Here is a 21,010-nt window from a genome sequence, read left to right as displayed (position 1 = left end):
ACTTCCTACAAATTTAGAAAACTTGGCTTATCGCCAAGTCTTAATGGCGAAAGCTTCAGTTGCACTTATGCAGTAAGAAAGAATTTATACTTTCTCACCTACTTAAAAAGCCGCTGACACTTGGTCAGCGGCTTTTTAATCTTATGCTTTTGAAACTATTATCTGTTCATTTACTAAATCCACTTTAACACTTTCTACTGTTTCTTCTTCTAGTATTAAATCAGTTAACTGATCCTCAATTTTATCTTGAATCACGCGCCGTAGTGGACGTGCGCCAAACCGTTTGTCATAACCTAATTTTACTAATTCACGCTTTGCAGTGTCAGTGATTTCAATTGACAGTTGATTTTCTTCTAAATTTTGCTCAAGGTCAATAAGCATTAGGTCGACAATCTTAATCAGATCATCTTCGGATAGCTCATTGAATGAAATGATGGAATCAAAGCGATTCAGGAATTCTGGTTTAAAATATGCACTTAAGTTTTCGAGTGTCGTTACTGCTTCATGCTCTGCATTAAAACCAACATTAACTTGTTTTTCTCCTGTTCCAGCATTACTTGTCATAATAATTACCGTTTCTTTAAAGCTGACTGTTCGCCCATGTGAATCGGTTAAATGACCATCTTCCATGATTTGCAGGAACATATTTTGTACGTCTGGGTGTGCCTTTTCGATTTCATCCAGTAGAAGAATGGAATATGGGTTACGACGTATTTTTTCTGTTAGTTGTCCTGCCTCTTCATGGCCGACATAACCTGGAGGTGAACCAATAATTTTGGAGATGGCGTGTTTCTCCATGTATTCACTCATATCAAGGCGAATTAATGAATCACGAGAACCGAATAATTCATTTGCCAGTGCTCTTGTCAGCTCTGTTTTACCAACACCAGTTGGTCCAACAAATAAGAATGAACCGATTGGACGAACTTTCGATTTTAGACCCGCACGGCTACGACGAATAGCTTTTGCAACTTTGTCAACAGCCTGCTCTTGCCCAATCACATTTTTACCTAAGTTCTCTGCAATGTTTTTCATTTTTTCCTGTTGATCTTTTTGTAATTTTGTAACGGGGATACCGGTTTTTTCTTCAACAATTAACAAAATGTCTTCTATTTCTACATCGGTTATTTGCGCTTCATTAGTTGCTTTTTCCAATTGCTTTTGTAATTGTATTTCCTGGTATCTTAAGTTTGCTGCTTTTTCATAGTCTTCCGCATCTGCACACTTTTCTTTTTCCTGGACTATTTCATCTAGACGTTGCTGGAGTACAGTGGTGTCTTTTTCGGTATTTGCTAAATTTAAACGCGCTCCCACTTCGTCCATTAAATCAATAGCTTTGTCAGGTAAAAATCTATCCTGGATATAACGTTTAGATAGTGTAACGAATGAACGAATTGCCTCATCTGAATAGCTTACTTCATGAAACTTTTCGTAGCGATCTTTAATGCCCGTTAAAATTTGAATTGCTTCATCTTCTGACGGTTCTTTTACAATAATTGGCTGGAAGCGGCGTTCTAATGCAGCATCCTTTTCAATATTTCTGTATTCCTTAAGTGTTGTTGCGCCAATAAGTTGCAATTCACCACGTGCCAACGCTGGCTTAAGGATATTTCCTGCATCCATCTGTGAACTTTCTGCTGTGCCTGCTCCTACTAATAAATGAATTTCATCTACAAACAGAATTACATTTTTTCTCGTCTGCAATTCTTGAATTAGTTGTTTCATACGCTCTTCAAATTGTCCGCGCATGCTAGTGTTTGCTACTAGTGAAGCAACATCCAGCAAATAGATTTCTTTATTCATAAGCTTTGTCGGAACGTTACCTTCAACTATTTTTAGCGCTAATCCTTCTGCTATTGCAGTTTTACCTACACCAGGCTCACCAATTAGAACTGGGTTATTTTTATTTCTTCTATTTAATGTTTCACTTACCCGTTTTACTTCATTATCCCGTCCAATTACTGGATCTATTAGTCCAGCTCTGGCAGCATTTGTAAGATTTTTCCCTAAGTTATCCAATAGGCCATTACCTTGTTTTTGTTGCGTTTTGGTTCCAACATTTGCAGAACCTTGACCATTGGCAAACTTCTCATTAAAAGCATCTTGCTGCTCTTGGTTAAACTCAGGTCCTGAAAAGAAACCATTAGAATTCATAAGCTTTCCTTGTATCTCCTTGAAGCATTGATTGCATAGGTGCATTTTAACTTTTTCATTATTTAATTGCATCATTACATTTATATCTGCCGGACGAACTCCACATTGTTGACAATTCATATTGTAATTCCTCCTTGAAAATGGATAAGGACAAATTTGACTTTGACCATATTTGACCTTTGACTTCATTATACTCTGACCAATTTTGACTTTCAAGTGTTTTGTTTCACTTTATTTTAGAAAAATTGACCTATCACCTTTCTGCAAAAAAAAACAAAGGTTGGAGCCATGCCGGCCCCAACCTTTGTTTTTAGCTATTTATCAGATACTATGCTTTTCTTTTTGACGTAACTCTATCCGCCGAATTTTCCCAGAGGTTGTCTTAGGTAATTCTTCAATAAATTCAATTTTACGTGGATACTTATATGGTGCAGTTAATTCTTTAACGTGATCCTGTAGTTCTTTTACTAAATCAGGGTTACTCTGATCAACGTTCTCCTGTAATACAATAAACGCCTTAACGATGTTTCCCCGTATTTCATCTGGACTCGCAACTACAGCACATTCTTGTACATATGGATGTTTGACCAAAGCATCTTCTACTTCAAAAGGTCCAATTGTATAACCAGAGCTGATTATGATATCATCACTGCGTCCTTCAAACCAGAAGTAACCATCTTTATCCTTATAGGCCTGATCGCCTGTTACATAGTAATTTCCACGGTGTGACATTTTTGTTCGCTCACTATCTTTATAATACTCCTTAAATAGTGCAGGGCAATCCAACTTAACAGCTATATCTCCAATTTCATTTGTCTCAACTGGATCTCCATTTTCATCGATAATATCTATCTCATTACCTGGTGTTGGTTTACCCATTGATCCCGGTTTTACTTCCATATCTTTCATTACACCAAGTAAAAGTGTATTTTCCGTCTGACCATAACCATCACGAACAGTGACATTAAAATACTTATTGAACGTATCGATCACTTCCCTGTTCAACGGTTCCCCTGCAGAAACTGCACTATGCAAAGCAGGTAATTGGTAGTCATCTAAATTGTCCACTTTTGCCATTAAACGGTATTCAGTTGGCGTACAACAAAGAACATTGATGTCATTGTCACTAAGTAGCTGCAGATATGTTTTTGGGTTAAACTTTCCATTATAAACAAAACCGGTTGCTCCAGACCCTAATACAGATAGAAATGGGCTCCATATCCACTTTTGCCATCCCGGTCCAGCAGTTGCCCAAACCGTGTCGCCATCATTGATGCATAACCAATTTTCAGATGCGGTTTTTAGGTGTGCGTAGCCCCAGCCATGTGTATGAACTACACCTTTCGGATTTCCTGTTGTTCCAGAGGTATAGGGCAAAAAAGCAATGTCATCACTAGTTGTTTTGGCGATGTCTAACTGATCGGATGAATCATTCATCAAGTCTTCTAAGTAGAGCCAGTCCTCTACAGGTTCTCCTACCACAAAACGCTTTAAGTCATTGTATTCCTTAATCTCTTTATATTGTTCTACGAATGGAAAATAACTCACAACACCATTGACTTCTCCGTGACTAACCCGGTACTGTAAATCCTTTGTCTTTAACATTTCAGAGCTCGGGATAATGATGATGCCAGTTTTTAATGCTGCAAGGTAAACTTCATATGCCTCAATCACGCGAGGAATCATTACTAAAACCTTGTCTCCTTGTTTAAGACCATTTTCCAAAAAAGCGTTTCCAATTTTATTAACATTTTTTATTAATTTACTGTAAGTAATATCTTTCTTATTGCCAGCTTCATCTTGCCATAATAAGGCTTTTCTTGTTGGGTCAGTTGCATAACGTTCCATTTCCATAATGATGTTGTAATCTTTGGGAGCTAATAAGTCTTCTCTGTTCATTATTGTTCATCTCCAATGCAAGAATATATTTATAGTATAGCAAAGGTTATGAAAATTTTAAATTAATACCAATTAATCCGCATATAATGTTCAAGGTTCTTGGTAGGGCAATAATTTATGATAAGATGGGAGTGAAAATCAAGAGATACGTGGAAAAATACAGGTAGACTGTTTTAGTAGTCTCTAACAAACTCTAAATAGGATCTATAGTGAGGAGATTTGCTGTGAAAATGTATGTTGAATTTATCATTGTTTTAGCAATATTGTTGTCTGGGTGCGCACATAATGAAACAGTATCTATTAAAGGGAAAATACATAGCGTGAACCATAATCAAAATACAATTGTCATCTACGCTGGAGATACCTTGACAGAAGAACAAAAGCAAAGAATAGATTACGACGAAAACGGTAAATTTTTCGAAGCATTTCTAGTTCATGCCGACAAAGAAACCGTAGTAAAAGGGGATGTCAATTCTTTTGGTGATTTGAAACAAAATCAAAAAGTAACTATTGAAATTCAAGGGGACTATAAAAAGAAACTTGTTACTATTGAAACTCTTTTTGAAAACCATGAAAAGCTGCCTGCCTATGAAACAGCAAAAATAACAGTAAATCCATATTCAAAAAAAGACATTGTTGAGAAGATGACAGTTAAAGAAGGTCATTATGGTCTCTACATTTATAACCCCAAGTATAAGGATAACAAGAGTTACACCATTCCTAGATTTATCGAAAATTTCTCTTTCCAAAGTATTCATATTATACCTTCCGTTAGTGAAGTTAAAGACACGGATGAATTGTTAGGATTATATACAGGTTCGTCTACTTATATTGTTACAGATGATAAAGGAATTGTATTAAAAACAAAGCATGTTAAAGAACTTGAAAAATTTCTGGATACATTAGAAAAAAAGGAATCAAATTGATTTAGTAAGAGAATGGTTAGGTTAATCGAGTATCAAGCACAAAGCTAAAGCTCAGGGCATAAAAGCCCTGAGCCTTGTATTTTTCTAATTAATAAATAAAGTCTGTTAACATGTCCTTAACAACCAGATCATCCAAACTTTTAAATGTGTATCCTTTTTCCTTCAATTCATTAATAATACGGGGCAGTGCTTCTGCATTGTCCGCAGAAACTGTATGCAGTAATACAATCGCACCTGGATGAATTTGTTTCATCACCTGCTCAAATGCAAATGATCCACCCTTTTGTTGATCCGTATTCCAATCGGTAAAGGCCAACGACCAAAAGACATGAATGTAGCCAAGCTCCTTTGACCACTTTAACGTATCCTCGTTAAACATACCGCGTGGTGGTCTAAGGTACTTCATCTCATCTTGTGCAGTAATTTTAGCTACTGCTTCTTCAAGTGTCTCAAGCTCTTCTTTCATCGCCTTTTTCGATATAACTGTAAAGTCAGGATGGTGATAGGAATGGTTACCAATTATATGGCCTTCTTTTACCATTCTTTTAATGAGATCTGGTTTACTTTTAACATAATGACCTGTTACAAAAAAAGTGGCTGGAACATTCTCTTCTTTTAATGCGTCCAGAACTTTACCGGTATACCCTTCCTCATATCCATTGTCAAAAGTGAGGTAGATAACCTTGCCACCAGAATCGTCCACATAATAAGCGCCATATTCCTCAAGTATTTGCTTATACTTACCTATCTCAGGCACTTCATGGTTTGCGTTTTTCTTATATCCCCAACCGTAATTTGCTGCATCAGCACTTTGAGGATAAACAAAGAAAAAGATAAGAAATGTAAACGTGAGATACTTGGTTAATTTCTTCATCATAACTCACCTTCTTTTTTCTTACCTTTTCCTTTTAACGAATAGATTATACACCTAAAATACCATTGCACCGATCCAGCCAAATATGAATAATGGAATATTATAATGCATAAATGTTGGCACACAAGTATCCCAAATGTGGTGGTGACGGCCATCAGCATTCAAGCCAGATGTAGGACCAAGTGTACTGTCAGATGCTGGGGATCCTGCATCACCAAGTGCCCCAGCAGTTCCAATTAATGTTGCAGTTGCAATTGGTGAAAACCCTACCGATACGCAGATTGGAACAAATAGTGCTGCTAGTATTGGAACTGTACCGAAAGAAGAACCAATTCCCATTGTAACTACTAAACCTACCAATAATAAGATAAATGCAATTAACGCCTAATTATTTTCACCAAAAACTCCGGAAGACACTTCAACTAGAACATCAACCGCACCCGTTTTTTGTAATATATTTGCAAAGCCGGAAGACACCAGCATAACAAACGAAATTGTACCCATCATTGCAATACCATCTGTCATAACTTTATCACCCTTATGGAAGGGTACAACAATAAATAGAAACATCAGAACTAAACCTGTTAGTGCACCCAGAATTAAATTGCCTACAGTTAGCTGTACTACTACTGCCGCCACTATTGCAATTAGTGTTAAGAAGTGTTTTCTATTAAAGGTTACGTCTTTTGGCGCAGCGGTAGAAACTTCTTCAACTTCACCACCACCTGCACCAGGCTTTGAAACGCGATCTTTGCGGTACGTTATGAAAACAGCAATAAGTAATCCCACGATCATGCCAATTCCAGGAATCAACATTGAAAGAGTTATCTGATCCAATGAAATACTTAAACCATTTGATTCCATACTCTCTTTAATTGTTTTGTGAAAAATCAAACCAAATCCTGCTGGTATCATGATGTATGGAGCTTTTAATCCGAAAGTTAAAGCGGAAGCTACTCCTCGTCTATCTAATTTCATATCATCAAACAGCTTTAAAAGTGGTGGTATTAATATAGGTATAAATGCAATATGCACTGGAATTACGTTTTGAGATAATGATGCTACACCAGCTATTGCCAGCATCATCATTGTTTTCTTTCCTGTTAATTTTTTAATTAAATAATTTACTAATAACGTTGTAATACCTGTATAACTAATTGCAACAGCAAATGCACCTAATAATATATAACTAAGTGCTGTCTCTGCTTGGCCTCCCATACCACCAACCAGCATACCAACTGACTCAGTTAACGATAATCCTGCTAGCAAACCAGCAGTAATTGCTGCTATTATTATTGCAATAATCACGTTCACACGTAACAAACTTAATAATGTCATAACTAAAACTGAAACTACAACAACCCATTCCATCGTGATTCCTCCTCAAGCTCTTTTAACACTTCATCATGATAAAGCATTAAAGCAGAAAAATCAACCCTTTTTTTTGCAGACAAAAAGCCCTGTTTCAAAGGGCTATCATCGACTATTTCAAGGTGAACGAAAATGCCAGATGGTCTTGAATAGGTATCCATGCTCCGATTCCCTGTTTAGTAATGTTTTTCACGACAATTCTTTTTTTGTTTCCCTTTAGTTGTATATATACATCTCCAAAGGTAATTTGACCTTTGTCAATAACAGCGGGTACATAAGCCGTTAGCATCGCGTATTTATTCATAGGAACTGAGTATTCATTGTCCTTTTGCGTATCCTTTCCAATAATGGTTCGATAGGAAAGCGGTAACTTGGTTTCATTTGATGCATGTAATAGGATCATTTTCTTTACATCATCAGGACTTGCAATTTTATTAACCAATGCTCCTGTAATACTTTTCTCTTCTTTTTGCACGTAATGCATTTTTTGCGGGCCTTCACCACCAAAATTATTGTGTTCATTCGTATTGATTTTCTGATATTCCCAATTGACTGTTGTCTTCGTTGATTTATAATTAATTGCCCATCTTCCTAAATAAATCATACCGCGATAACCTATGGAAAATGGGGTTGGATTAACACTTGATTCATTAATCATTTTAATTAAATCAGGATTTTCAACAGGGATATCGAGATCTTCTATAAAGTTTTTCGTTTCCTTACTGGGTTCAACAATTTCCTGGTCCTCTGTTGAATTGTTATAGTTGTTTTCCTTAGAAATTGTAAGCACGTGACTAGGTAAACTGTATTCATCATTTGATGAAGGCTTATTTTCTTTGCTGTAAGCAGATGCAGGTAAAACAACTAACAAACTAATCAGGGTAATTACAGTCCAAAATATTGCTTTTCTATTCATGTGTCACATTCCTTTCATTTCCCCTTAGTTTTTTCTGACACACGAATATTATACCTTAATCTTTTTATCAATTAGAGTCGATTATTTCCAGTGTTTCGTCAATAATGATACTGGATTCAACTGAACGAACCATTGAACAGTTTTTTCTTGATAATTCCAGATTCTTATATAATTTCTCTTTATTAAGATTGGAACCTGTAACACTATAATGCAAAGAGATCCTTTCTATTCGGTCTGCTTCATCTGGGTTTCGTTCAACTTCTGATGAAATGCTCAAACCTTCTATTTCTATTCGTTGCTTATCTAAGATCTTTCTAAAAACTGACCCACTACAACCAACAATGGAGGCCACCATTAGCTGAAATGGTCGATAGCCGTAGCTTTCATTTCCTGAAACCTTAAGATTTCCATAATCCAGATCAACTTGCATACTATTATCTTTCAAGTAAAAGTTCATTTTCTTCATTCTCCTAACCATTTAATTATAAGGCTCATTTTTATTTTTGTTGCTGATTAATCTTCACAGTTGATAGATTTTGTGTTTAAAACAACAAACTTTTAAAAACCAACCAATTATAAAGACAAAACTCCTAGTTTACTTTTGTATGATTATTGTAACCTTTCCTATGATTTCTATCGATCATCTTGTTTGACCTTTTTCTTTAATACAATTAGATTTAATAAGGAAATGTTACGTATAAAGGGGGGATCCATTTTGGCTTCAGCAAGAGCAAGATTCTGGATTTTGGTTTCTCTTGTTGCCATTTCCGGGTTTTCACAAGGAATGGTTCTACCACTTCTTGCTATTATTTTAGAACAGAATGGGGTCGCATCCTCAGTTAATGGACTACATGCTACAGGGTTATACATAGGTGTGCTAATTGCCTCACCATTTCTGGAAAAGCCCATGAGAAAATATGGATTTAAACCTATTATCGTATATGGAGGAATGCTTGTATTCGTATCTCTTGCGTTGTTTTCTTTATGGGATGCTCTGTGGTTTTGGTTTATCCTTCGCATGTTAATTGGTATCGGTGACAACATGTTGCATTTCGGAACCCAGACTTGGATTACAACTACAAGCAGTCCCCAATCCAGGGGAAGAGACATAGCTTTATATGGTTTATTCTTTGGGGTTGGATTTACGCTCGGACCGTTGATGACCCAGCTATTAGCTATCAACGAAGCATTACCTTTTCTATTATCGGCTCTTTTAAGCATGGTCGTCTGGTCTATGCTGTTATTTGTTCGCAATAGATGGCCTGAAGAGGATGTAAATACCGGACATGGATCAAGTTCTTTTAAACGCTTTATCCAAACCGGAAAAATTGCCTGGGTTGCATTGCTACCCGCATTTGGCTATGGATTCCTGGAAGCTACTCTACATGGGATCTTCCCTATCTATGGATTAAGAATTGGTCACAGTGTAGAAATGTTATCCCTAATCATACCTTGCTTTGCTGCAGGCAGCGTTCTTTCGCAGCTTCCACTTGGTATACTAAGTGATCGGTTTGGCAGACGCAACATTCTTATCACTGTGCTAACAGCAGGAAGTATTTGCTTCTTTTTGGTAACGTTTTTTGAATCATCTATACTTGCATTATTTATCCTATTTACTTTAGCTGGTACATTTGTTGGTTCACTTTTTTCACTGAGCATTTCGTATTTGGCTGATATTCTGCCCCGTTCATTACTTCCAACAGGAAATATTATGACAGGAGTAGCCTTTAGTATCGGCAGCATTACAGGCCCTTATTTAGGTGGTTTATTTATTGAACTTGTACCAGGAATTTCCTTTTTTTATGTAATCGTAGTTATGCTGCTGCTCGTTCTCGCAGCTACTATTTATAAAAAGAATCTTGTAACAGCAAGCTAGTGGAAAATTAGCATTACTTTACTGCTAACAAAGACACCCGTTCATCACGAGTGTCTTTGTATTAGATAAATTTGCTATACTTTTTCTCCAACCGATCTTGCATAAACGAAATAACCAAACAAATTGGCCAATAGATTAGCGCAATTGTGATATACATTGTCATTGAGTCAAATGACCGTCCAGCAACTATTTGTGCCTTTTGAAAAATTTCAGGCACAGTAATTACAGCTGCAAGTGACGTGGCTTTAACAATGTCCATAAACACATTCGTTAAAGGCGGGATTGCAATGCGCGTAGCTTGTGGCAAAATAACTTTTCGCATTGTTTTCCAGTAACCAATATTTAGAGCCTTCGCTGATTCCCATTGTCCTCGATCGATACTGTTTAGTGCAGAACGGTTAATCTCTGCAATGTAAGCTGCACTATTTAAACCAAATCCGAGTGTTGCTGCAAGCACTGCTGATAACTCGATTCCCATGTAAGGCATTCCAAAATAAAGGATAAATAAGAATACTAAAATCGGGGTGCCGCGCATGAATGAAATATACATTCTAGCTGGATAACGCCAGATTTTTGACTGTGAACCCCTCGCTAACGCTAAAAATAACCCGATTACTAAACCCGAAACCATGCCTAGTATCGCTATCATCAATGTTAACGGAATTCCTTCCAACAAAAAAGGCAAGTTATCCCAAGCTAATTCCGTGTCGAAAATTTTTCCCAGTTTAACATCATTAAATTCAATATGAAACATTCTTATACACCTACAAATCTAATCCTTCAATTTCACGAACTTGCGCCTCAGGTTTTTTCGATACATCTTCCCCACCATAAAATTTCTTGGAAAGTTTCGCTAATGTTCCATCTTCACGCATCTCCTGTAAGGCTTCGTTCATTTTCTTCATTAACTTGTTAGCATCTTTGTGAACGACAATCCCTTGTTCTGTTGGGTGAAACTTAAGGTCTGGATGAATTTTAATATCAAACTTTGTGATTGCTTTAAGTGCTAACTTTTGCAAATAATAATCATTTATTACAGTATCGGTACGTCCATTAGCAACATCCTGTAAATAGACATCATTTGCGACGTTACTATATGTTTTAACTTCTGCTCCAAAGTGACGCGCAATATCACTAAATACCGTTGTAGCACCACCGCCAGCTTTTTTACCTTTTAAATCCTCTAATGTTTTAATACCAGATAAATCTTCTGATCGAACAATCATGGAAGTAAATGAGTATTTATACGGTTCGGAAAAGGAAAATTTCTTTTTTCGCTCATCTGTAATTTCAATATCATTAATCGCAACATCAATTCGATTACTATTAACCGCTGCTAATAAGCCATCGATTCCTATTATTTCAAACTTTACATTTAATTCTAAACGCTTAGCAATTTCACGAATCACTTCTGCATCATACCCTGTTAACTTGTCCGACCCTTTCGGATAATACGACGCGGCAAATAGTGTACCTGATGTTCCAACTACAAGTTCCCCAGTTTCTTGTATTTCTGCCCACTTACTATCATTTACGTTATCTCCTTTGGCTTCAGAATCACCTGATGAACCGTCACCACATCCAGCTAAGACAGATGAAATAATGATTATAATTATTAAATAGTAACTTTTTTTTAACATTTGAGCACTTCCTTCTATTGTTATATTAATTAATAATAAATAGTATAACAGCATTATTCGACTCAAACAATATTAATCAATACTGTTATATATAAAAAAATACCCTGTATCATACTAAAATTAAAAACTTGACTTTATAAGCTTTAATGATAAAATAATATTTAGTATTAATTAATAATTATTCTAATTAGTAATAAAAATCATTATCAATTAGGAGGTTCAAAGATGATACCTAAATCAGAAATACTAAGCGATACAAATGATAGCAGTGTATCTAATCCTTTTAAATCGTTACGTTTTAGTTCTTTTTCCAAACACATAGAATTAATTGCAGCTGTTTTGAGCGGGTTTATCATCTTAACTACCTGGCTTATTTCTGACAATATTAATCATCCAACATGGGTATTCCTCCATCTCTTGGCATTTGTAATTGGCGGTTATGCGAAGGCTAAGGAAGGGATAGAAGAAACAATTGCAAATAAGGAATTGAATGTTGAAATGCTGATGGTTTTTGCGGCTGCAGGTTCAGCAACCATTGGTTATTGGACAGAAGGCGCTATTCTTATTTTTATTTTTGCATTATCCGGTGCTCTTGAGACGTATACAATTAATAAAAGCAAAAAAGAAATTTCTTCTTTAATGGATTTACAACCCGAAACCGCAATTCTTTTACAAAATGGAACTGAAAAGGTTGTTGCTGTGTCGGAACTTGGAGTTGGTGACCTTATTTTAGTTAAAGCCGGGGAGCGAATACCAGCCGACGGTATGATCAAGAAAGGTTTATCCTCCATTAACGAAAGTGCAATAACTGGTGAGTCCGTTCCTATTACTAAACAAGAAAGTCATGAAGTTTTTGCTGGGACGGTTGCAGTTGATGGCACCATTCATGTACAAATAACAAAATCGAGTGATCAAACCCTATTCCAAAAAATAATTAATCTTGTCCATTCTGCCCAGGATGAAAAGTCACCATCACAACTCTTTATTGAAAGGTTTGAGGGAACATACGTAAAGGTGGTCCTTCTTGCTGTTGTAGCAATGATGTTTCTCCCCTATTTACTTTTAGGATGGACGTTTACTGAAAGCATTTATCGCGCAATGATTTTGCTTGTAGTTGCTTCCCCTTGCGCTCTTGTTGCTTCAATTATGCCAGCGACATTATCAGCAATTTCCAGAGGAGCAAAAAATGGCGTGCTTTTCAAAGGTGGCGTTAATATTGAAAATCTGAGTCACGTTAAAGCTATTGCATTTGACAAAACTGGTACATTATCAAATGGAAAACCGGTTGTAACAGACACTCACTTCAAACCGGGAACAGACAGCAATTCTATTATGGAAATAGTTGGTGCAATTGAGCACGAATCACTTCATCCCTTAGCAAAAGCACTTACAAGTTACAGTAAACAAAAATTAGGAATTGAATCTTTTTCGATTGATATTGCGAATCATACTACAATTAGTGGAAATGGTATCCGTGCTTCGGTAGGTGATGATACATGGGTTATTGGAAACACGAGGTTTGCTGGTGATAGAGAGGCTATGGAATTTCAGAATGGTATAGCAAATAAACTAGCTTCCGAGGGAAAGACAGTAGTTTTTGTACTAAAAAATGATGAAATAGTTGCATTAATTGCATTGAAGGATACCATTCGAAAAGATGCAAAACACGCTATCCAACTACTTAAAAAACATAATATTTATACAGTAATGCTTACTGGTGATAATGAAACCACCGCAAGGGCAATTGCTAATGAAGCTGGTATAGATGATTTTATAGCAGGTTGTCTACCCGAAGAGAAAGTGGACCACTTGAAGAACCTACGCAGGAAATACAAACAGGTGGCCATGGTTGGGGATGGAATCAATGATGCACCTGCTCTCGCCACTGCAAATGTAGGCATTGCAATGGGAGAAGGAACTGATGTTGCATTAGAAACTGCTGATATAGTCTTAATGAAAAATGATTTAGCAAAAATCGCTGGTGCATTCAATCTTTCCAAAAAAATGAATAAAGTTGTAAAACAAAATGTTGTATTTTCATTAAGCGTTATAACCTTTTTAATAATAACTAATCTTTTTCAGGTAATTGATTTGCCTCTCGGAGTAATTGGTCATGAAGGAAGTACGATATTGGTGATATTAAATGGATTAAGACTTCTGAGATAAAAGTAATTTTGTCCTTAAAAAATAAGATGAGGCTGGGACAAAACCCTATAAAAATGAATAAACCGCATGAAATCAAATTTAAACACCTTGATTTCATGCGGTTTATTTTCACGGTTTGTACTAAATCAATCAGTTTTCCACTTATGTCCCAGCCTCATCTTTAAGTTTATGTTTCCATTTTACCGACACGTCTGTGCTGTAGAATTGCATTAATTACTCCACCAGTAACAATAATAATTCCAGAAAGGTAAAACCAAATCATTAAGGTAATAACCGTCCATAAACTTCCATAAGTTGCTGAATAACTCCCAATCGTACTAACATAATAGGAGAAACCTAGTGAAACTAGCTCCCACCCAATTGTAGCGAATATTGCACCCCAGATTGCTTCTTTTAGATAAATCCTTTTGTTTGGGGCCAATTTATAAAGTGCTAATAGTACGATGAAAAATACTACCGAAGATACTACCCAACGTAATGTGTCCCACACCTGAATGAAACCTGCTGACATCCCTAAAAATGAGAACAAATACTCGCCGATTGCCTTGCCAAAAATGGGGAGTAAAAATGCAATACATATTACAACAACCATTGCTACTGTTAAAACGATAGCAATCAGACGCGAAACTACAAATGACCGATCCTCGTCCACTTCATAGGCCACATTAAAGGCCTTCATTACAGCATTAATCCCAGCAGACGCTGACCAAATTGTACCTAAAATACCAATAGATATTAACCCACCATTTTGTTGATTAACAAGTTGATTAATATTTTTATCTATTAAAGCCATTATCTCATCTGGTGCATAGGTACCAACAAATGAAATTACTGTTTGCGGATCCATATAAAGTCCTATTAAGGTAACTAAAAACAATAGAAAGGGGAATAAAGACAATAAGAAAAAAAAGGCGAGCTGTGCCGCCATTCCAAAAACATCTACCTCCATTAACTTTTGAAAAAGTTGTTTTGATAATGTAACAGCTTTTTTCATACCTGTCCCCCTAACGAAGCAATATTTATTTTATAGATTTAAGTTTGCTTTCATTTTGATTTTCATTCTTATTTGTGATCGTATCGATAGTTTGCTCTACCTGTTCTAATGCGCTAATGGCATTGTCAGCACTTTTGTTAAATGTATCATTAAATTTGTTACAGGCAACTCGAGCATTCCGTATTGCCTCAGAGGGGTGCTTTAAATAATAATTTGTTTGTCTTTTTGAAATCTGGTACTGACCTTTTGCTGTTGAACGTGTGTCCTGGTCAAACAAAGTAATTAATCCACCAATTATTCCACCAAGAATAATACCAAGTACCATTTTTTTATTTTGCATCATTTATCTCTCCTTTAATTTGTATGTTAATTATTTTCTATTAGACTTCCTCATTATACATTAGTAATAAAAAAACATCTTTTTAATTCTACTTACTTTTTCCCTTAAATCGGGGAAATAAACAACCATTTCCAAAATATAAATAAAAAAGTTTTAAAATAAGCTTGACTTTTCTATACAATTTTCGGAATATTGACTATAGGTATACAATACAAAATATTAAAGGGGGAATAACATGGATCAGATAATTAGTAATATAAGTAGTTTTGTTTGGGGTCCACCAACACTTATTTTAATTGTCGGAACAGGACTTTATCTTACATTTAGACTTGGCTTTTTACAGTTTCGTACACTTCCTTATGCGTTAAGATTAGCTTTTAGCCCAAAAAGACAGGATAAGGCCTCTAAGGGAGATATTAGTCACTATCAGGCCCTCACCACCGCCATGGCCGCCACGATTGGAACAGGTAACATTGTAGGTGTTGCTACTGCTGTTGTACTTGGTGGCCCTGGTGCCGTCTTCTGGATGTGGATTAGTGCACTATTTGGAATGGCTACAAAGTATGCAGAGGCACTTCTTGCAGTTAAGTATCGTGTCGTTAACAGCAAAGGTGAAATGTCTGGTGGACCAATGTATTACTTAGAACGCGGACTCAAGCAAAAATGGCTTGGTGTAACTTTCGCAGTTTTCGGATCGGTCGCAGCTTTTGGTATCGGTAATATGGTTCAATCGAATTCCGTTGCTGATGCTTTGGCGCGCTCATTCAGTGTACCTACTTGGGTTACTGGAATTATTCTTACACTCTTAACTGGTTTAGTAATATTAGGCGGAATAAAAAGTATTGGTCGTGTTACAGCACTTTTTGTTCCTGTAATGGCATTATTTTATGTTATTGGTGGTTTAGTAATTATTGTTATGAATTTAGAAATTGTTCCAGCTGCCATTGGATTAATCTTTAGTGATGCCTTTACCGGCAGTGCTATTGGTGGTGGTATCTTAGGTACAGTAATTCGATACGGTGTTGCTCGAGGAGTGTTCTCGAACGAGGCGGGTCTCGGATCTGCACCTATTGCCGCAGCAGCTGCAAAAACGGACTATCCTGGACGTCAAGCTCTTGTGTCCATGACACAGGTATTTATCGATACCATAATCGTATGTTCTATCACTGGAATAACAATTGTTATGGCTGATATGTATTCCGGCACATCCTTAAATGGTGGTGATCTTACTGCTGCCTCATTCTCTTATTTCCTAGGTGACACCGGAGGATATATTGTTACAATTGGAATTGTATTATTTGCCTTCTCAACACTTGTTGGTTGGTCATATTATGGGGAAAAATGCTTTAGTTACCTTTTCAATGACAAAGCAGTTCCTTATTATCGCGTAGTATTTGTACTAATCGTATTCTACGGTGCTGTTGAAAAGCTTGGTATCGTTTGGGGAATTGCAGATATTATGAACGCCCTTATGGCGATCCCGAACTTAATTGGCCTACTCGGTCTATCAGGAGTCGTAGTTTACGAAACCAAGAAATTTATTAAAGTAGCAAAAGAAGAAGAAGCAGAAAGAAAACGAGCAAAAACCGCAGCTTAAGGTTGAAAAGCGGAGGCGACTGGTCTGAAGCGGACGCATAAGCAAGGGACCGTAAAACGCACGGTTTTTGCGTTTGGAGTGTCAATTGCTTATGACGGCAGCTTCAAGGAGCCGCAGCTGGATCACGAAAAGCGGAGGCGACTGGTTAGTGGCGTACAAATAGATAGGACTGTGAAAAGTACGTTGACCTTTACGTACGTTCATCAGGACTACCTATTTGCTAGCCACTAGGAGCCGCAGCTGGATCAGACAGAAAAGCGGAGGCGACTGGTCTGAAGCGGACGCATAAGCAAGGGACCGTAGAGCAAATGAACTTGTTGCTCGGAGTGTCAATTACTTATGACACGAGCCGCTAGCCCTCGAAGCTAGACAGAAAAGCGAAGGCGAGCCAAATACAAAAAAGGATCGAAGCCCCATTGGGTTTCGATCCTTTTTTAATTTGCCAAAGGTTCAATACAAGTGAAGTCATTATTTTTGGCTGAATTTACGTAGGTAGATACATTTTGTGCTTTTAAATCATTAACTTGTATCGACTGCAGAAACTGATGTGCTGCCCTCGTATCCATCTCCACAGGTGCTATCCATTCTTCCTCTTTATCTTTTGGAAGAATAATGGGCATTCTGTGATGAATATCCTGCATAAAATCATTTGCCTCTTTTGTTAATATCGTACACGTGAAAAGATTTTGATTATTCTCCTTGTCTTGCCACTTATCCCATAGACCTGCAAATGCAAACAGTTTACGATCAGCTAATTGAATTCGTTTAGGTTGTTTTCCGGTTTCATCCTTTTTCCATTCATAAAAGCTGTCAGCTACTATCAAACATCTTTTACGTTTTAATAAACTTTTAAAGCTTGGCTTTTGATGAACTGTCTCACTTCTTGCATTGGTCATTTTATAGCCGATCTTTTTGTCGCTTGCCCATGAAGGTACAAGCCCCCATTTCAAGTATCCTGCCCGCTTGCTTTTCCCGTTATGAATGATTGCGAGTATGTTCTGGCCAGGAGCTATATTGTAGCTTGGTGTATACGAATCAATTGATTCATCAATATTGAAATCCCTAAGAATATCAAGTTCATCACTGAGTAATGTATATCTACCACACATCCAATTTCCCTCCTTTGAAAAGCTGATCACTCTTTAAAAAATACTTAAATCCCATTGCTTTGCGATATGACGTAACAATCGAATTCCTGCGATACTATTACCTTTGTCATCCAGAGCAGGACCATAAACGCCTATTCCACATCCCTCCAGAAAAGGTAATTCTTCTTCCCGGACCCGCGGAGGTGCAGCAGCAATTATTCCACCAGATACCCCACTTTTCGCAGGAATACCAACGTAAGTAGCAAACTTCCCGGATGCATCATACATGCCACAAGTCAGCATAAGTGCTTTTGAAATTCTAGCTTCCTGTCTCGGGATAATTACTTCCTGTGTATCTGGATTCACCCCATCATTCGCCAGAATCATGCCAATTCTAGCAAGATCATCTACTGTTATTTCAATCGAGCACTGCTTGAAATAAGTATCCAGTGTTACATGCAAATCCGATTCAAGGAATCCTGTTTCGAGTAAATAATATCCAATTGCTTTATTACGAGTAGATGAAGTCTTCTCTGACAGATATACATCCTGGTTAATAGCTGGACGATATCCAATCATCTTTTCTAGCAAATCTAAAATTGGTCCGATTTTCTCTTCAGAAGATTCACCCTCTAGAATAGATGTTACCGTAATTGCCCCAGCGTTAATTAATGGATTGAAGGGCTTTTTTACTTGCTTCATCTCTAAGTGCATGATTGAATTAAATGCTTCTCCAGCTGGTTCAACATCCACACGGTCAAGCATATATGCAATTCCGCGCTCCACACAACCAACAATGAAGCTGATTATTTTTGATATACTTTGCAAGGTAAATGGTACATCTACATCCCCTGAACGAATCACCATTCCATTCTTACCTAATATTGTTATTCCTAAATGATCAGGGTTGGCCTCAGCCAAAATCGGAATATAGGATGCGACTTTTCCGTCACTTGTATGTTTTCGGTAAAAGGAAACCCAGTCATCCACATAATTCTGCAACCATTCTTGACTCAACTCCGTATTCCAATTAGCAGCTCCTTGAACCATTTAATCACCCCTTCTAATTAGTATGATTTATTTCCCATATTTAATGTAGATAATGATAATCCTGTATATTGGCAGTTACCCTTATAATAGGAGTGAAAATTAAAAAAGGAAAATAATACGATTTCTACCACCAAAAAACCCCACTAATCATTGATTAGTGAGGCAAAATTATTGTTGGATTATTATTTTTACATACTTCAATTTATACCTTTTGCTGCTGAAGGGAATTTTCGATACTTGATTGTATTACTGGTGCCAAATCACTAGGCTTCAATTCTTGGTAATCCTGCGGAAAAATCGGGTCTAATATTTTCATGGTTATAGTTGAACCTTTCACCCTACCATTGCCCTCCTCGAGCATTTGATAGGTCCCGTTTATCGCAATTGGCACGATTGGTACATTTGCTTTCGTCGCCAACCTCAGACTACCTGACTTAAATGTATTTAGGTTACTACCACGACTTCTGGTGCCTTCTGGAAAAACAACTAGGGAATGGCCATTTTTCAAATTTTCGATTCCCTCGTTAATTGCTTTGACAGACTGCCGTCGGTCGTTACGGTCGATAAATACACCATGCATCAAACTCATCCACGAACTTACAATAGGGATTTTTTCCACTTCTTTTTTTGCAATGAAACCTAGAGGCTTACCTACATAACCGATTAGAGCTAGAATATCAAATAAGCCTTGATGGTTGGCAACAAATAAGACAGCCTCATCAGGTAACTTTTCCTGTCCAGAAACATGAACTTTCGTACCGGTTAGTCTAATAACTCTTTGGGAAACTAATTTTGGCGCTTTGAACATTTTTATTTCGGACTCTTTACTACCTTCTTTGGAAAGTTTTTTTCCTTTATGTAATTTTAATCCACTTTGTAAAACAATTATAATTGCACAAAAATAAATCCACAAACTACGAATCATATGATCACCCCTTTTTCTATTATACGATGAATGAAACAATTTTTATACAAAAAAAGATTAGCAAGTATGAAACTTGCTAATCTCCCTTTCTAAGAATCTATTCTATTACTTACCGATGAACTGCTGCGTCCAGTAGTTTCCATCCGAAATATAACCCACACCAATGTGTGTAAACTTAGTGCTTAGGATATTTGCTCTATGACCTTCACTATTCATCCAGCCATTAACCACTTCTTCAGGTGTACGTTGACCTTTAGCAATATTTTCTCCAGCACTACGATAAGTTATTCCATAGGACTTCATCATATCAAATGGAGAACCGTATGTCGGGCTTGTGTGAGAAAAGTAATTATTAGCTGACATATCACGAGATTTTTCACGTGCCACGCGACTTAACTCAAGATCAATTTTCAATGGATTCAGTCCACGTTCCACACGTTCAGCATTTGTTAGTTCTACCACTTGCTGCTCATATTGACTTAGCTGTTCTGATTGGGTTTGTGGTTCTTGGTGTTTAGTAGGCTGTTGTTGCACGGGAGCCTCCTGAACAGGTGCTTCCTTTGGTTCCACTTGATCAGGAACTTCTTGCTTCTGCGTTTGTTGTTTAGTTTGTTCTTGGTCTTGGTCTTCCTTAACAGGTTCTGCAGGTTTATCAGTTGAGTTTTGATCATTCCAGTTTACCTGATAGTTGGTAAAGAAGTTTTTCAAAAAACCGTCTACATTAGTATTCGTGTACCAATTTTCATTAGAAGAATAATAGACTTTGTATTCATACTGTTGATATTGGCTATAATTCGTGCTTTCAGAGGCATCAACAGTATTTGTAAATGCACTACCGATTAATAATGTTGCCGAGAGTGTTGTTATCACACTTAATTTCTTGAACATATAGTGTACATCTCCTTCAAGTATGTTTTGTCTTGCACAATAATAGTAGCACGCCTTTCTTGTAATAATTTTGGCAAGCCTTTCCATAGTTTGATAGCGAAATATTATTTTAGATAAACTACTAAATTAATAGGATTGTTTGTATGGGTAAAGTATTTTGTATTGGAATAATTTTGCTGAAATTACTTTATATACCTAATAATCACTATTGACAGGTATCAATTTTCTGAAAAATATTACATTATCATGTTTTCATGTAACAGAAATGATAAATATGGTAATATCAACAGAAACTTCATCATTTCA

17 protein-coding genes and 1 pseudogene are annotated in these 21,010 nt (G+C 36.8%); 4 read left to right on the top strand and 14 right to left on the bottom strand.

Annotated features, from left to right (window positions below; translation table 11 throughout):
• Nucleotides 1-141 precede the first annotated feature (141 nt).
• Both ACOI1D_RS08550 and mbcS read right to left on the bottom strand, forming a co-directional pair.
• Entirely contained in the window at nucleotides 142-2,274 is a 2,133-nt protein-coding gene (locus ACOI1D_RS08550) for an AAA family ATPase (protein WP_422500836.1), read from the bottom strand.
• A 201-nt stretch (nucleotides 2,275-2,475) separates the two neighbouring features.
• Nucleotides 2,476-4,053 (bottom strand): acyl-CoA synthetase MbcS, encoded by a 1,578-nt coding sequence (gene mbcS, locus ACOI1D_RS08545; protein ID WP_422500835.1) that lies wholly within the window; start codon nucleotides 4,051-4,053, stop codon nucleotides 2,476-2,478.
• A gap of 224 nt (nucleotides 4,054-4,277) precedes the next feature.
• On the opposite strand from mbcS, the gene ACOI1D_RS08540 reads away from it, so the two are divergent.
• Nucleotides 4,278-4,979 carry a hypothetical protein gene (locus tag ACOI1D_RS08540; protein WP_422500834.1) on the top strand — a complete coding sequence of 234 codons (702 nt, stop codon included), beginning with the start codon at nucleotides 4,278-4,280 and terminating at the stop codon, nucleotides 4,977-4,979.
• Nucleotides 4,980-5,067: 88 nt separating this feature from the next.
• Here the strand turns inward: ACOI1D_RS08540 and pdaA are convergent, their stop codons facing one another.
• The 4 genes and pseudogenes from pdaA to ACOI1D_RS08520 form a co-directional block, all read right to left on the bottom strand.
• The gene (gene pdaA / locus ACOI1D_RS08535; protein WP_422500870.1) at nucleotides 5,068-5,853 is read right to left on the bottom strand and encodes a delta-lactam-biosynthetic de-N-acetylase; all 786 of its coding nucleotides are present in this window, start codon (nucleotides 5,851-5,853) and stop codon (nucleotides 5,068-5,070) included.
• Nucleotides 5,854-5,907: 54 nt separating this feature from the next.
• Nucleotides 5,908-7,224: pseudogene (locus tag ACOI1D_RS08530) on the bottom strand (Na+/H+ antiporter family protein).
• Nucleotides 7,225-7,336: 112 nt separating this feature from the next.
• Nucleotides 7,337-8,140: a YfkD family protein gene (locus ACOI1D_RS08525; RefSeq protein ID WP_422500832.1), complete on the bottom strand. Its 804-nt coding sequence runs from the start codon at nucleotides 8,138-8,140 to the stop codon at nucleotides 7,337-7,339.
• 67 nt (nucleotides 8,141-8,207) lie between these two features.
• Nucleotides 8,208-8,597 (bottom strand): OsmC family protein, encoded by a 390-nt coding sequence (locus ACOI1D_RS08520; RefSeq protein WP_422500830.1) that lies wholly within the window; start codon nucleotides 8,595-8,597, stop codon nucleotides 8,208-8,210.
• Nucleotides 8,598-8,855: 258 nt separating this feature from the next.
• Here ACOI1D_RS08520 and ACOI1D_RS08515 point away from each other — a divergent pair, with 258 nt between their 5' ends.
• Nucleotides 8,856-10,016, top strand: coding sequence for an MFS transporter (locus ACOI1D_RS08515; protein WP_422500828.1), 1,161 nt, complete (start codon nucleotides 8,856-8,858; stop codon nucleotides 10,014-10,016).
• Nucleotides 10,017-10,077: 61 nt separating this feature from the next.
• Here ACOI1D_RS08515 and ACOI1D_RS08510 read toward each other — a convergent pair whose 3' ends face one another.
• Both ACOI1D_RS08510 and ACOI1D_RS08505 read right to left on the bottom strand, forming a co-directional pair.
• On the bottom strand, nucleotides 10,078-10,770 hold the full coding sequence (locus ACOI1D_RS08510; protein WP_422500827.1) for an amino acid ABC transporter permease: 693 nt from the start codon (nucleotides 10,768-10,770) through the stop codon (nucleotides 10,078-10,080).
• A gap of 10 nt (nucleotides 10,771-10,780) precedes the next feature.
• Nucleotides 10,781-11,656 carry a transporter substrate-binding domain-containing protein gene (locus ACOI1D_RS08505; RefSeq protein ID WP_422500825.1) on the bottom strand — a complete coding sequence of 292 codons (876 nt, stop codon included), beginning with the start codon at nucleotides 11,654-11,656 and terminating at the stop codon, nucleotides 10,781-10,783.
• A gap of 225 nt (nucleotides 11,657-11,881) precedes the next feature.
• On the opposite strand from ACOI1D_RS08505, the gene ACOI1D_RS08500 reads away from it, so the two are divergent.
• Nucleotides 11,882-13,822 (top strand): heavy metal translocating P-type ATPase, encoded by a 1,941-nt coding sequence (locus ACOI1D_RS08500; protein ID WP_422500823.1) that lies wholly within the window; start codon nucleotides 11,882-11,884, stop codon nucleotides 13,820-13,822.
• Between the two features lie 166 nt (nucleotides 13,823-13,988).
• On the opposite strand, the gene ACOI1D_RS08495 is transcribed toward ACOI1D_RS08500, so the two are convergent.
• Together ACOI1D_RS08495 and ACOI1D_RS08490 are read right to left on the bottom strand one after the other, a co-directional pair.
• Nucleotides 13,989-14,816: a YihY/virulence factor BrkB family protein gene (locus ACOI1D_RS08495; RefSeq protein WP_422500821.1), complete on the bottom strand. Its 828-nt coding sequence runs from the start codon at nucleotides 14,814-14,816 to the stop codon at nucleotides 13,989-13,991.
• A gap of 25 nt (nucleotides 14,817-14,841) precedes the next feature.
• Nucleotides 14,842-15,156 (bottom strand): YtxH domain-containing protein, encoded by a 315-nt coding sequence (locus tag ACOI1D_RS08490; RefSeq protein ID WP_422500820.1) that lies wholly within the window; start codon nucleotides 15,154-15,156, stop codon nucleotides 14,842-14,844.
• Nucleotides 15,157-15,391: 235 nt separating this feature from the next.
• On the opposite strand from ACOI1D_RS08490, the gene ACOI1D_RS08485 reads away from it, so the two are divergent.
• Nucleotides 15,392-16,753 (top strand): alanine/glycine:cation symporter family protein, encoded by a 1,362-nt coding sequence (locus ACOI1D_RS08485; RefSeq protein WP_422500818.1) that lies wholly within the window; start codon nucleotides 15,392-15,394, stop codon nucleotides 16,751-16,753.
• Between the two features lie 434 nt (nucleotides 16,754-17,187).
• On the opposite strand, the gene ACOI1D_RS08480 is transcribed toward ACOI1D_RS08485, so the two are convergent.
• From ACOI1D_RS08480 to ACOI1D_RS08465, 4 genes are all read right to left on the bottom strand, one after another.
• Complete coding sequence (locus ACOI1D_RS08480) at nucleotides 17,188-17,862, bottom strand: SOS response-associated peptidase (protein ID WP_422500816.1); 675 nt, start codon at nucleotides 17,860-17,862, stop codon at nucleotides 17,188-17,190.
• 33 nt (nucleotides 17,863-17,895) lie between these two features.
• A complete protein-coding gene (locus ACOI1D_RS08475) occupies nucleotides 17,896-18,891 on the bottom strand; it encodes a glutaminase (protein ID WP_422500815.1) in 996 nt (331 codons plus the stop codon).
• 202 nt (nucleotides 18,892-19,093) lie between these two features.
• Entirely contained in the window at nucleotides 19,094-19,816 is a 723-nt protein-coding gene (locus tag ACOI1D_RS08470; protein ID WP_422500813.1) for a lysophospholipid acyltransferase family protein, read from the bottom strand.
• 105 nt (nucleotides 19,817-19,921) lie between these two features.
• Nucleotides 19,922-20,704: a CAP domain-containing protein gene (locus ACOI1D_RS08465; RefSeq protein WP_422500811.1), complete on the bottom strand. Its 783-nt coding sequence runs from the start codon at nucleotides 20,702-20,704 to the stop codon at nucleotides 19,922-19,924.
• Between the last annotated feature and the right edge of the window lie 306 nt (nucleotides 20,705-21,010).

Source organism: Virgibacillus sp. DJP39 (assembly GCF_049310925.1).
Lineage (GTDB): Bacteria > Bacillota > Bacilli > Bacillales > Amphibacillaceae > Virgibacillus_F.
This window is presented reverse-complemented; position numbering and strand designations above follow the sequence as displayed.

Coding starts and splice junctions, on each gene's coding strand:
- ACOI1D_RS08550 (WP_422500836.1), bottom strand. CDS start 2,274: ATGAATTGTCAACAATGTGGAGTTCGTCCGGCAGATATAAATGTAATG.
- mbcS (WP_422500835.1), bottom strand. CDS start 4,053: ATGAACAGAGAAGACTTATTAGCTCCCAAAGATTACAACATCATTATG.
- pdaA (WP_422500870.1), bottom strand. CDS start 5,853: ATGAAGAAATTAACCAAGTATCTCACGTTTACATTTCTTATCTTTTTC.
- ACOI1D_RS08525 (WP_422500832.1), bottom strand. CDS start 8,140: ATGAATAGAAAAGCAATATTTTGGACTGTAATTACCCTGATTAGTTTG.
- ACOI1D_RS08520 (WP_422500830.1), bottom strand. CDS start 8,597: ATGAACTTTTACTTGAAAGATAATAGTATGCAAGTTGATCTGGATTAT.
- ACOI1D_RS08510 (WP_422500827.1), bottom strand. CDS start 10,770: ATGTTTCATATTGAATTTAATGATGTTAAACTGGGAAAAATTTTCGAC.
- ACOI1D_RS08505 (WP_422500825.1), bottom strand. CDS start 11,656: ATGTTAAAAAAAAGTTACTATTTAATAATTATAATCATTATTTCATCT.
- ACOI1D_RS08500 (WP_422500823.1), top strand. CDS start 11,882: ATGATACCTAAATCAGAAATACTAAGCGATACAAATGATAGCAGTGTA.
- ACOI1D_RS08495 (WP_422500821.1), bottom strand. CDS start 14,816: ATGAAAAAAGCTGTTACATTATCAAAACAACTTTTTCAAAAGTTAATG.
- ACOI1D_RS08490 (WP_422500820.1), bottom strand. CDS start 15,156: ATGCAAAATAAAAAAATGGTACTTGGTATTATTCTTGGTGGAATAATT.
- ACOI1D_RS08485 (WP_422500818.1), top strand. CDS start 15,392: ATGGATCAGATAATTAGTAATATAAGTAGTTTTGTTTGGGGTCCACCA.
- ACOI1D_RS08480 (WP_422500816.1), bottom strand. CDS start 17,862: ATGTGTGGTAGATATACATTACTCAGTGATGAACTTGATATTCTTAGG.
- ACOI1D_RS08475 (WP_422500815.1), bottom strand. CDS start 18,891: ATGGTTCAAGGAGCTGCTAATTGGAATACGGAGTTGAGTCAAGAATGG.
- ACOI1D_RS08470 (WP_422500813.1), bottom strand. CDS start 19,816: ATGATTCGTAGTTTGTGGATTTATTTTTGTGCAATTATAATTGTTTTA.
- ACOI1D_RS08465 (WP_422500811.1), bottom strand. CDS start 20,704: ATGTTCAAGAAATTAAGTGTGATAACAACACTCTCGGCAACATTATTA.